We start from the raw sequence: 11,316 nt of genomic DNA on the forward strand, positions 1-11,316 counted from the left end.
GCCGGCCGGTCGGGTCCAGCGTAATAACCTATTTTTCAGATAGGGATGAGTGGTTAACCGGTCGTCCCTATGGTCATGGGCAACCGTGACCCGGAGGTGCCCGTGAGTCTCCTGTCCGCGCCTGCCGCAGCCCCCATCAGGACAGACCCGCCCACCTTGACAGTGGTGCCGGCCCGCCATCCGTGGCGTTGGGTCGCCTCCGTCGTCGCGCTGGTGCTTGCGGCCCAGTTCACCCACGGGCTCGTCACCAACCCGGGCTGGGACTGGCCGACGTTCGCCGGCTACTTCCTCGAACGGTCGGTGCTCCGCGCGCTGCTGACCACCATCGAACTCACGGTGGCCGGCGCGGCGCTGGGTTTCCTCGCCGGGATCGCGCTGGCCGCCATGCGGCTGTCGCGCAGCCCCGTCCTCCAGGCGGTCAGCTGGACCTACATCTGGGTGTTCCGTTCGGTGCCGCTGATCGTGCAGCTGCTGTTCTGGGCGAACCTCGGCTACCTCTACGACACACTGCAACTCGGTGTGCCGTTCGGGCCGGGCTTCTACCAGGTGCAGACGGCGAACCTGATCGGACCGTTCGGTGCCGCGCTGCTCGGCCTCACCCTGCACCAGTCGGCCTACGCGGCGGAGATCGTCCGCGCCGGCATCCTCTCGGTCGACCAGGGTCAACTGGAGGCCGCCGCCGCGCTGGGCATACCTCGGCACCGCCAGTTCCGCCGCATCGTGCTGCCGCAGGCGATGCGGGCGATCCTGCCCAACGCCGCCAACGAACTGATCAACCTCCTGAAGAGCACGTCAGTGGTCTACGTGCTGGCGATCGGTGAGATCTTCTACCAGGTCCAGGTGGTCTACGGCCGAAACGGCAGAGTGGTGCCCCTGCTCATGGTGGCCACCGTCTGGTACGTCGTGCTCACCGCGCTGCTGTCGATCCTCCAGTTCTACGTCGAGCGGCACTTCGCCCGGGGTGCGCTGCGGACCCTGCCCCCGACGCCGCTGCAACGCCTGCGCGTCGTCCTGCGCCGGACGGTGACGCGGTGACGGTCATGGTGGACGTGCGTGACGTCCACAAGACGTTCGGCACGCACGAGGTGTTGCGCGGCATCGACCTCACGGTGCAGACCGGCAGCGTGACGGTGGTCCTCGGGCCGTCGGGTTCGGGCAAGTCCACTCTCCTGCGGGCGATCAACCACCTGGAGAAGGTGGACCGAGGCACGATCCGGGTGGACGGTCAGCTCATCGGCTACCGCGAGGTCGGCGACCGGCTGTACGAGCTCAGCGAACGTCAGATCCTGCGGCAACGCGCCGACATCGGTTTCGTGTTCCAGAACTTCAACCTGTTTCCGCACCTGACCGCCCTCGACAACGTCGCCGAGGCGCCGCTGGCCACGCGACGCCGACGGCGGGCGGCTGCCTTCACCCACGCCCGGGAGTTGCTCGACCGGGTCGGGCTGGCCGACAAGGTGGACGCCTACCCACGGCAACTCTCCGGGGGCCAGCAACAGCGGGTGGCGATCGCCCGTGCGCTGGCGCTGGACCCGAAGCTCATCCTCTTCGACGAGCCCACCTCCGCGCTCGACCCCGAGTTGGTCGGTGAGGTCCTCGACGTGCTCCGCGCGCTGGCCCGATCCGGCACCACGATGATCGTCGTCACCCACGAGATCGGCTTCGCCAGGGAGGTCGCCGACGCTGTCGTGTTCGTGGACGCCGGACGTGTCGTCGAGAAGGGGCCGCCCGCGCAGGTGCTCGACAAACCCACCCACGAACGCACCAGAACCTTCCTGTCCAAGGTCCTGATCTGAGGAGACGCACCATGCGCACCCGCCCCCTCCTGCTCGCCGCCGTGCTCGCCCTGGGCCTCGCCGCCTGCGCCGCTCCGGAAGAGACTCCCCGGGCGACGGCCGCCACCCCCGGCACCGTGAACGACAGCCCGGACCAGAAGCGGATCGTCCCCGCGAAGGTCGACGCCGTCGCCGCGCTCCTGCCGGCGGACATCCGCGCCGGCGGCACGCTCGCCATCGGGGTCGGCGCCGCGGGTGCCGGCTCGCCACCGTTGGCTTTCACCGCCACCGACAACAAGACTCTGATCGGCAACGAACCCGACATCGCGGTGGCCGTGGCCGGGATCCTCGGCCTGGAACCGCGTCTGGAGAACACCTCCTGGGAGAACCTCTTCGTCGGTCTGGACAGCGGCAAGTACGCCGTTGGCGCCTCCAACATCACGGTCACCGAGGAACGGAAGCAGAAGTACGACTTCGCCACGTACCGGTTGGACAACCTCGCGTTCGAGGCGAAGAAGGGCGCGGGTTGGAAGGCGGCCGGGCCCAGGGACGTCGCCGGCAAGCGAATCGCGGTGGGCTCCGGCACCAACCAGGAGAAGATCCTCGTCGAGTGGAGCGCCGAGGCGAAGCGGCAGGGTCTGGCACCTGTGGACATCAAGTACTACCAGACCAACCAGGCCACCCACCTGGCGTTGGCCTCCGGGCAGATCGACGCGTACCTCGGCCCGAACCCCAGCGTCGCCTATCACGTGGCGGTCGCCGGTGAGACCGAGATCATCGGGACCTACTCGGGTGCCGGCGCCGCGCTGCAAGGGAAGATCGCGTTGACCACGAAGAAGGGCAGCGGCCTGGTCGGCGCGCTCGCCGCCGCGATCGACGAACTGATCCGTTCCGGCGACTACGGCAAGATCCTGGCCCGGTGGAACCTCGGCGACGAGACGACCACCAAGTCGGAGATCAACCCGCCGGGCCTGCCAAGCGAGGGCAAGTGACAGACACGTACACCGACGAAGCCCTGGACAACCCGGTGTGGGCCGCGTTGACCGGCCCACACCGGCGGTTCGCCGAGATCCACGGCCGGGCCGCCCGTTACCAGACGGACGTCGCGCCGTTCGCCTGCGTCAGTGTGGATGACGATCCCGGTGTCTGGGCCGACCTCGCCACGCTTGTCGGGCCGGGCGCGGTGGTCGCGGTGACCGGGACCACCGCACCCCTGCCCGACGGCTGGGCGGTCGACGCCACCATCGCCGGGGTGCAGATGGTCGACGTCGGGGTCGACGCGGCCGACGACTCGGAGGCGGTGCGACTCACCGCTGCCGACCTACCGGAGATGTTCGCTCTGATCGCCCGCACCGAACCGGGCCCGTTCCTGCCCCGGACCGTCGAGCTCGGCACCTACCTCGGCATCCGGCGAGGCGGCGCGCTGGTGGCGATGGCGGGCGAGCGCCTGCACCCGCCGGGCTGGACCGAGATCAGCGCGGTGTGCACCGCACCGGAGGTCCGCGGTCAGGGCCTGGCAACCCGACTGGTGCGGGCCGTCGCGGCCGGCATCCGCGCTCGGGGTGAGCGACCCTTCCTGCACGCGGCGGCCAGCAACACCACGGCGATCCGGCTGTACGAGTCGCTCGGCTTCCGGTTGCGGCGGCATACCACGTTCCGTGCGGTCCGGGCGCCGAGCACACCCGGGGTGGACCGCCGACTCGGAGTCTGAGCAGCTCAGGCCCGCACAACCGTTGATCAAGAGGGTGCGGGTGGTTCACCGGGATCGTCCGCCGTGTTCACCTGCACGTGATCGGCTCGTCGGGAAGATCAACGCTGGTCCGGTCGACAGCGGAACCGGCGCGACCATCCCGGCGCGAGCCAGGGACCGAATCACGAAAGGAGCGGCGATGAGGCCATCGACGTTGGTCCGCCCGAGTCTGGCACTGCTGCTCGCCGCGGGACTGAGCACACTCGTAGCGACGCCCGGCGCCGCCCAGGCCGCCATCGCGGCGACGTCCGGGTCCGTGACGGACACCCCGATCACCGTCACCTCGACCGAACAGCTCGCCCCAGGTGTCACCTACGGCTCGTTCCAGGTGAGCACGCCCCGGGGCGTCACCGTCGGCTACCTGCTCACGGCCGACCTGAAGAAGAACAAGGTCTCCCTGGACCTGCTGCACCCCGCCGCTGTCGCGCAGCGCCAGGTCGTCTCCTCGATGACGAACGACCAGGGCGCCGTCGCCGGCGTCAACGGGGACTTCTTCAACAACAGCGAGACCCACACCGGCGTAACCCCCACCTACTCGTCATCCGGTCCGGAGATCGACGACGGCGAGGAGCTGAAGTTCGCGGTACCCACCGCGCAGCGTTTCGGCCCCGGCCTCGCTCCCGGCACCTCGACCCGGGACGTCTTCGGCGTGGGCGTGAACGGCAAGGCGCGCGTCGACACCCTGAGCCTGGACGGCGAGGTGCGCAGCCGGAAGGGCACGATCGCCCTCAGCGGCCTCAACCAGTACGCGCTGCCGGTCGACGGCGTCGGCCTGTTCACCTCCGACTGGGGTGCCGCCTCCCGGGTCCGGTCGACCTGCGGCACCGACACCAGCCGCAACGACCCGTGCAGCACCCACACCTACGAGGTGACCATCCGCGACGGTGTGGTGACGGCGGTGGGCCGGACCCCCGGTGCGGGCGCGATCCCCGCCGACACCCAGGTGCTGGTCGGGCGCGAGGGCGGCGCCGACACGCTCGACGACCTCGCCGTCGGCGACCGGGTGCAGGTTCGCGAGAAGCTGGAGTCCGCCGGCAAGCCCAAGCTGACCTTCGCGGTCGGTGGCGCGCCGATCCTGCGCGACGGTGCGCCGCTGGCCGGCCTGGACACCAAGACCGCCGCGGTACGCAGCTCCGCCGGTGTCAGCCCCGACGGCAGGACGGTCTACCTGGTCGCCCTGGCCGGCCGTGCCCCGGCCAGCGCCGGCTTCACGATCGCCGAACTGGCCGACCTGATGCGCGCGCTCGGCGCCCAGGACGCGGTGAACCTGGACGGCGGCGGTTCGAGCACGGTCGCCGTCCGCGAGCCGGGCCAGGCCGCGGCCACCACCCGCAACAGCCCGTCCGACGGTACGGAGCGTCTGGTCGCCAACGGCATCGGCATCTTCCTGGGCAAGCACTGATCGGTGCACCAGCTCAAACTCATCGCCGTCGGCGGGATCGGAGTCGGCAACAGCGTCGCCGCCACCACGCCGGGCGCGGTGGTTCGCAAGATCGAGGTGTTCTCCTCCACCGGTCAGAGCCTGGGCTGGATGCCGGTCTACAACTCGATCACCTGATTCCGTAGACCGACGTGACGGTGCGCGCTTGCATCGATGTTCGTCGACTGCGATGCTGTGGTCGGTCGTGCTCGGGAGCCAGCGCGCACCACACCTTCTCCGGTCCACGGGGCGCACGCGGTGGTCACGTCACCCGTGCCGGGCAGTCCTCGTCGGTGACCGGACACCCGAGCGCGGCACCGGCCACCACCTCGGTCCTCGGTGCCTGCTAAACCACGGAGGCACCGATGCTTCGCACGTTCCTCGCCGTCACGACCATGGCGCTGGCCGCCTGGGCCGGGACCGCCGTCGCCGAGGCGACGCCAGCACCGACACCGTCGGCCACGTCGATACCCACAGCGGTACCCACGCCCACTCCGATAGCCACGCCCACGCGCACTGCGGCGCCCACGCCCACCCCGATAGCCACGCCCACGATCGCCTGCCCGCCGGCGCTGCCGATCGGCGCCAGTGTCACCGCTGTCACCACCACGAGCGTGACTATCTCGTACTCGATATTCTTCCGCCCGCCCTGCGGCTACGACCCGCCGATGACCGTCAGCCTCTTCGCCAGCCGCGAGGACGCCCAGCAGTGGCGGGCACCGGTGGCGACGGCCGTCTCCGGGCCGGAGCGCACCGGCTCGGTGACCATCGACCGGCTGACGCCCGGCACCGAGTACTGGTACCGGTTCACCGACCCCAACGGCAAGCGGGATCCGTACTTCATCGGGTCGGCCCGGACCGCCTCGCTGACGTCGTGCCGTGCGACGGCCACGATCGACGCCCACTGGGGCAGCGGTTACGTCGTCACGGTCGTTGTGCGCAACATCGGAAGCCAGCCGGTGGACCGGTGGCGCGTCTCGTGGCGGTGGCCCGGAGACGAGCGAGTCGAGTCGATCTGGGGTGGGGTGATCGAGACGACCGGTGCCGACGTCTCGGTCCGCAACGCCACGTACAACGGGACCCTGGCGCCGGACGGTGTGGCGAGGCTCGGCCTTGTCGTGTCGGCCAGTGCGGTGCCCGACGGGTTGACGCTGACGTGTGACGCGTGAGTGACGTCCGCCCCGCTGTCGCGCTCAAGGCGGCGGCGGGGCGGCGTCCGGTCGGTCAGGGCTTGCGCGCCACGGCGCCGTAGGCGTCGATCCCGACCGCGTCGGGATCGACCGGTCGCCACCGGGGGATCGGCACCAGGCCCGCTGCACCATCGTCAGCCCGTCGAAGCAGCTCTCGAGCTCCTCCGGGCTGCGCAGGATGTACGGCACTCCGCCGCTCTGTGCCAGCCGCTCCGCGCCGGAGACCACCGCCGGGCTGGTGTTGGTGCCGTCCCAGAGCACCAGGTACGAGCCGGAGGGCATCGCGTCCATCGTCCGCTCGACGATGGAGCGCACCACGGCCAGGTCGGGCTCGTAGCCCAGCACACCCATGTACATCACGGCGACGGGCTTGTCGAAGTCGAGTGTCTTCGCCGCCTCGGCGAGGATCTGCTCCGGGTCGTGATAGTCGGCCGGGACGGAGGTGGTGACGCCCTCCGAGGTGGTGCTGCCAGCAGCGTCCGCGCGTGCACCAGCACCATCGGGTCGGTAGGTGTCGGCCGGGGGAACTGCCTGGTTCGACCGGCCGGTGCCGCCGACCTGGCGGCGTTCGACGCGTCGGCGTTGGTGGCCGGCGCTCTGGCCGGTCGCGGCCCCCGTTGGCGGTGCGGACCGGTCGACCCGGGTGGTCCCGGTCCGGGCGAGCGGTTTCCGGCCCGGTTACGAACTGCGGAAATAGTGCCGTGGTCGGTGGTCCCGCATGGGATGCTCACCGTCGTACGACCGGCCAGAGTGATTTCACAATTCACTGCGAGTTGAGGGAATACCGGTTGACGGGTCTCCGACAACTCGTGGGTCGGATCGGGCATTGTGTAAACACCTTGGTTCGCGGCACTTGGCGGACCCTGAGGTCGTGCCATCTTCGCAGCGGTAACCCCGCAAGCGGCGCGCCGATGAAGATCAACATTTGGGTGCTCGCCCGGCGTGGGGAGGCGGCACAAAATTGTGATTATCGGACTTTGTCCGGGTGCTGCTAAATACTGGGCCGGGTCGCCCGAGAGGCGGCTGGGCATCCTAATGGTCTGGCGGGCAGCTTCGGCGGCGACCCTGTGGGCGTCCTGAATATGGGAACGTGTCTGTATCGTCGCAGCTCAAATGGCATATGCGGGTGATTAGCCGGGCAACGTCGGGGCATTGGTGGGCGCAGGTCGGTGGATACGTACGTGAATCTTGCCGAATGGGTGCGGGACGGTGCGGAGACGACGCTTCTCCCGCTCGCATTTATCCGTGTTCGACCCGCGTCGCCCGATGGTCCCCGGTTCGTCGGAGGGCAGGCCCGGCCGCTCCGGATGGGGTGGCGCTCTGGCGTGGGAGCGGGTGTGGCGCGGGCGTGGCGGCAAGGGGCGCCCCGCCTGGCCGCCGTGAGGTCCATCGGGGCCGAGTTCCCTCGCTGCGGCTCAGCGGCGGTATGGCCGCTGGTGATCGGGCGCCGGCCGGCCGGCGCCCGGTCGAGGGGTTGACCGCCCGGGCGGGATTCGCCGGTGGGTCCAGCCTGGGCGGGTGGGCGCCTTCGATCGACACCTGTCCCGTTCGTGGAGGTGTCAATAGCACACCCATATCGGTTGCCACCAGCGGATATTCGGAAGAACGGTGGCCGGCGGCCGGAGTCATTCGAGGATCGGTCGGAGGTGGCTCGGCGGCTCATCCCGCGCACCGTTTCGCGCAGAGCCCATTCGCGGCAATTTGGACCTACTGGAGCGTAGCTGTCACCCCATTGCGAAAGCTTCTGTCAGAAAACGGTCAGTCCGGCCCGCAGGCGCCGCCGGGCGTGCCGGCGGCGTGGCCTGCGACCTTCGTGGACATCGCCGCAGAACATCGGTTTATCTGCGTTTTTGTTGTGCCCGCTTCTGTGTCCTTGGGAGTCGGTGAATCCTCTACCAGGGTTAAGGTAACCAGCAAAGCGAGTGATTTGCATGATTGGCTCATCCCATGCATGATGGGCGCGGAACAAGCCGCCGTCCAACATTGGTCCAGTCACTTGGACTATTCGGGCCTGTTCGAGTTGCGAAGGCACTCGGCCCAGGGTGGATCGTGTGGCGAGCACGGGGGGTTCCATGTCACAGCACGATGGAGAGGCTGCGGCCTCGGACGATTTACTTGATCATTTTCACCGGACGGCACGCCGTCTCCCGGAGTCACCGGCGATCAGCGATAACGGTCGGGTGCTCAGCTACGCGCAGCTTGAACGGCTGGTCCGGGAGACGGCCGCCGAGATCGGCCCGCAACCGGGTGTGGTCGGCGTGCGGACCGCACGATCGGCCGACACGATCGTCCGGCTGCTCGGCGTGCTCGATGCGGGTGGGACCTACTGCCCGATCGACCCGACCTTCCCGGTCTCCCGACAGCAGGAACTGGTGACGGCGAGCGGGTCCGCCCGGATACTGCCGGCGGCACCCGAGCCGTCCACGTCGGGAAGCAGCGTGGACGGTCCCACCGACCCGTTCGCGGACAGCGTGCACGAAGCGGTCGGCGATCCGGCGACCTTCGGCGCACCGGACCCCGACGACCCGGCGTACGTGCTGTTCACCTCGGGATCCACCGGGACACCGAAGGCGGTGCTCACCCCGCGCCGGGCGATCACCGCCGCCACCCGCTCGCTCGCGGAGCTGTTCGACATCGGTCCCGGCGACCGGGTTCTCCAGTTCGCCTCGCTGAACTGGGACACCTGCTTCGAGGAGATCCTGCCGACCCTCACCAGCGGAGCGACCCTGGTCTTCAACAGCGAGGCCTACTCCGGATCGTTCCCCCGCTTCCTGCGGATGGTCGCGGCGGAGGGGGTGACCGTCCTGGACCTGCCGACCGCGTTCTGGCACGAGCTCGTGCACTACCTGGTGGAGGACGAGGCCACGCTGCCCGCGTGCGTACGACTGATGATCATCGGTGGTGAGGCGGCCAGCCCGGCCCGACTGGCCGACTGGTGCGCCCGCGACACCGCGGCGATCCGCCTCGTCAACACCTACGGCTGCACCGAGACCACCCTGGTCACCCACGCCGTCGACCTGTACGGCCCGTGTACGCCCGGCGCCGGGTCCGGGTGGGACCCGACCCGGCGGGTGCCGATCGGACGGGTGCTCCCGCACGTGCGGGAGCACATCAGCGACGAGGGTGAGCTGCTGATCGGCGGTGCGTCGGTGGCGTTGGGCTATCTCGGCCTGGCGGCCGAGACCGCCGCCCGGTTCGAACTGCTCGACCTCGGCGACGGGCCGCAGCGCTACTTCCACACCGGTGACCGGGTGAGCCGGGCCGTGGACGGCACGCTGATCCACGAGGGTCGGCTCGACAGCCAGATCAAGGTGCGCGGTTTCCGCGTCGACCCGGGTGAGGTCGAGGCCCAGATCTCGGGTCACCCGGACGTGGCCGCCACCGCGGTCGCGGGTGTCACCGTCGCCAACCACACCACCATGACCGCGTACGTGGTGCCCCGTCCCCGGGCCGACACCGAGGTGCTCGGCGCGGAGGTCCTGACATACCTGCGTACAAGGGTTCCCCGACATCTGGTGCCCAACCGGATCATCGTCGTTCCGGGCCTCGTCTACACGTCAAGTGGCAAGGTCGACCGCGCCGGGTCGCATCGGCGGTACGGGTCCGACCACGTTTCAAGGAGCTGAGCCAATGAGCGCCGCCGGAGTGACCGACATCTTCCGCAGGGTTCTGCAGACCGACGATATCGCGATGAGCTCGGACTTCTTCGAGCTGGGCGGAGACTCCCTGCTCGCGACGCGGGTGCTGAGCGCAATCGCCCGCGAGTACGGCGTCGAGCTGTCCTTCGACGACTTCCTCAGCGGTCCGTCGCCCGACCATCTGTCCGAGAAGATCGCGAGCGTGGTCCAGTGAGCGTCATCGTTGTCGGCGGCGGTCTCGCCGGCCTGACCGCCGCGACGGAACTCGTCTCGGCCGGTGTCGAGGTGACCGTTCTGGAGGCACGCGACCGGGTCGGGGGTCGTACCCACGGCATCGAGGTCGCGCCGGGCGACTGGGTCGACGCGGGTGCGGCGTACCTGGGCGAGCGGCACACCAGCCTGCTGGCCCTGCTGGCCCGCACCGGCCTGAAGACCACGCCGACGACCATGGCGGGGGCCAGCACGTTCGCGCTCAACGACGGGCGGGACACCAGCCCGGGGCGGTTCCCGCCGCTCAACGCGGTCGCGTTGGGCGGGATGTTCGACCTGCTCGACGAGCTGGTCGCGAGCGTACGGGTGGACGCGCCCTGGCTGACGCCGAACGCGGCCGAGTTGGATGCCATGACGGCGGCGCAGTGGGCGCGACACAACCTGCCGCATCCGGACGCGCAACTGTTCTTCCCGCTCTTCCTCGGGGAGATGATGGCCGCCGACCCGGCGGACATCTCGGTCCTGCACATGGCGTTCTACCTGCGCTCCGGTGGCGGCGTCAGCTACCTCAACGCGTTCGAGGGCGGGGCACAGGAGGAGCGGGTCGCCGGTGGCGCGCACCAGGTGTGCGAGGTGCTCGCCGCCGCGCTCGGCGACCGGGTCCGGCTCTCCGATCCGGTACGGGCGATCCACCAGGACGCCGACGGTGTCACGGTGTACGCGGCCAGCGGCGAGCTGCGCGCGGACCGCGTGATCGTCGCGTTGCCGCCGCTGCTGGCCGACGGCCTGGAGTACCACCCGGCGCTGCCGGCTCCGCGCGCCTCCGCGCAGACCGCTCCCGGGTGTGCGGTCAAGCTGCACCTGGTCTATGCCCGCCCGCTGTGGCGCGAACACGGCCTGTCGGGTTGGTCGGTCAGCGCCAACGGCCCGTTGCTGTCCACCGTCGACGACTCCCCGGAGGGCGGGGTCGGGGTGCTGACCGGGTTCGTCACCGGCAGCGAGGCCCGCCGGTTCGGCACGCTCACCTACGCCGAGCAGCGCACCGCGGCCTTCGCCCAGGCCCGCCAGCTCTTCCCGCAGCTACCGGACCCGGTGTCGTTCTTCGTGACCGACTGGGTCACGGCGGAGTACAGCCGTGGCTGCTACGCCGCGCTGTTCGGCCCGGGGGACTGGATGCGGCACGGCCCTCACCTCACCGAACCGCACCAGCGGGTGCACTGGGCGGGCACCGAGACGAGCACCGAATTCTTCGGCCTGATGGAGGGTGCGATCCGCTCCGGCCATCGAGTGGCCGCGGAAATCACCGCAGAGCAGCACTGAGCCACGCAGAGTA

General features: G+C 69.8%; 11 protein-coding genes. 10 read left to right on the forward strand and 1 reads right to left on the reverse strand.

What is annotated here, in order from left to right; translation table 11 throughout:
• The first annotated feature begins 165 nt into the window (after positions 1-165).
• The 7 genes from AB0B14_RS00850 to AB0B14_RS00880 all read left to right on the forward strand — a co-directional run bounded on the left by AB0B14_RS00850 (position 166) and on the right by AB0B14_RS00880 (position 6,114).
• Positions 166-1,035, forward strand: a complete 870-nt coding sequence (locus tag AB0B14_RS00850) for an amino acid ABC transporter permease (protein WP_357064417.1) — start codon at positions 166-168, stop codon at positions 1,033-1,035.
• A gap of 5 nt (positions 1,036-1,040) precedes the next feature.
• The gene (locus tag AB0B14_RS00855; RefSeq protein ID WP_357064506.1) at positions 1,041-1,796 is read left to right on the forward strand and encodes an amino acid ABC transporter ATP-binding protein; all 756 of its coding nucleotides are present in this window, start codon (positions 1,041-1,043) and stop codon (positions 1,794-1,796) included.
• Between the two features lie 11 nt (positions 1,797-1,807).
• Positions 1,808-2,767, forward strand: coding sequence for an ABC transporter substrate-binding protein (locus AB0B14_RS00860; RefSeq protein WP_357064415.1), 960 nt, complete (start codon positions 1,808-1,810; stop codon positions 2,765-2,767).
• Entirely contained in the window at positions 2,764-3,486 is a 723-nt protein-coding gene (locus tag AB0B14_RS00865; RefSeq protein WP_357064412.1) for a GNAT family N-acetyltransferase, read from the forward strand. Before AB0B14_RS00860 ends, AB0B14_RS00865 begins: the two co-directional genes overlap by 4 nt.
• Before the next feature lie 178 nt (positions 3,487-3,664).
• Entirely contained in the window at positions 3,665-4,927 is a 1,263-nt protein-coding gene (locus AB0B14_RS00870) for a phosphodiester glycosidase family protein (protein ID WP_357520405.1), read from the forward strand.
• Between the two features lie 3 nt (positions 4,928-4,930).
• The gene (locus AB0B14_RS00875) at positions 4,931-5,083 is read left to right on the forward strand and encodes a hypothetical protein (RefSeq protein ID WP_357064406.1); all 153 of its coding nucleotides are present in this window, start codon (positions 4,931-4,933) and stop codon (positions 5,081-5,083) included.
• A 227-nt stretch (positions 5,084-5,310) separates the two neighbouring features.
• Positions 5,311-6,114, forward strand: coding sequence for a cellulose binding domain-containing protein (locus tag AB0B14_RS00880; RefSeq protein WP_357520407.1), 804 nt, complete (start codon positions 5,311-5,313; stop codon positions 6,112-6,114).
• Positions 6,115-6,138: 24 nt separating this feature from the next.
• On the opposite strand, the gene AB0B14_RS00885 is transcribed toward AB0B14_RS00880, so the two are convergent.
• The gene (locus AB0B14_RS00885) at positions 6,139-6,543 is read right to left on the reverse strand and encodes an SAM-dependent methyltransferase (RefSeq protein ID WP_357064504.1); all 405 of its coding nucleotides are present in this window, start codon (positions 6,541-6,543) and stop codon (positions 6,139-6,141) included.
• Between the two features lie 1,664 nt (positions 6,544-8,207).
• Between AB0B14_RS00885 and AB0B14_RS00890 the strand changes: the two genes are divergently transcribed.
• Genes AB0B14_RS00890 through AB0B14_RS00900 form a run of 3 tightly spaced genes read left to right on the forward strand, consistent with a single transcriptional unit; the run spans position 8,208 to position 11,303 of the window.
• A complete protein-coding gene (locus AB0B14_RS00890) occupies positions 8,208-9,761 on the forward strand; it encodes an amino acid adenylation domain-containing protein (RefSeq protein ID WP_357520409.1) in 1,554 nt (517 codons plus the stop codon).
• Between the two features lie 4 nt (positions 9,762-9,765).
• Complete coding sequence (locus AB0B14_RS00895; RefSeq protein ID WP_357064396.1) at positions 9,766-9,987, forward strand: acyl carrier protein; 222 nt, start codon at positions 9,766-9,768, stop codon at positions 9,985-9,987.
• Entirely contained in the window at positions 9,984-11,303 is a 1,320-nt protein-coding gene (locus AB0B14_RS00900) for an FAD-dependent oxidoreductase (RefSeq protein ID WP_357064393.1), read from the forward strand. The genes AB0B14_RS00895 and AB0B14_RS00900 overlap by 4 nt, the downstream gene beginning before the upstream one ends.
• Positions 11,304-11,316 lie beyond the last annotated feature (13 nt).

It is taken from the genome of Micromonospora sp. NPDC049171, from assembly GCF_040648275.1.
Lineage (GTDB): Bacteria > Actinomycetota > Actinomycetes > Mycobacteriales > Micromonosporaceae > Micromonospora.

Bases quoted from the DNA above. Each gene is read 5' to 3' on its own strand.
- AB0B14_RS00860 (WP_357064415.1), top strand. From the start codon at position 1,808: ATGCGCACCCGCCCCCTCCTGCTCGCCGCCGTGCTCGCCCTGGGCCTC.
- AB0B14_RS00880 (WP_357520407.1), top strand. From the start codon at position 5,311: ATGCTTCGCACGTTCCTCGCCGTCACGACCATGGCGCTGGCCGCCTGG.
- AB0B14_RS00855 (WP_357064506.1), top strand. From the start codon at position 1,041: ATGGTGGACGTGCGTGACGTCCACAAGACGTTCGGCACGCACGAGGTG.
- AB0B14_RS00890 (WP_357520409.1), top strand. From the start codon at position 8,208: ATGTCACAGCACGATGGAGAGGCTGCGGCCTCGGACGATTTACTTGAT.
- AB0B14_RS00895 (WP_357064396.1), top strand. From the start codon at position 9,766: ATGAGCGCCGCCGGAGTGACCGACATCTTCCGCAGGGTTCTGCAGACC.
- AB0B14_RS00870 (WP_357520405.1), top strand. From the start codon at position 3,665: ATGAGGCCATCGACGTTGGTCCGCCCGAGTCTGGCACTGCTGCTCGCC.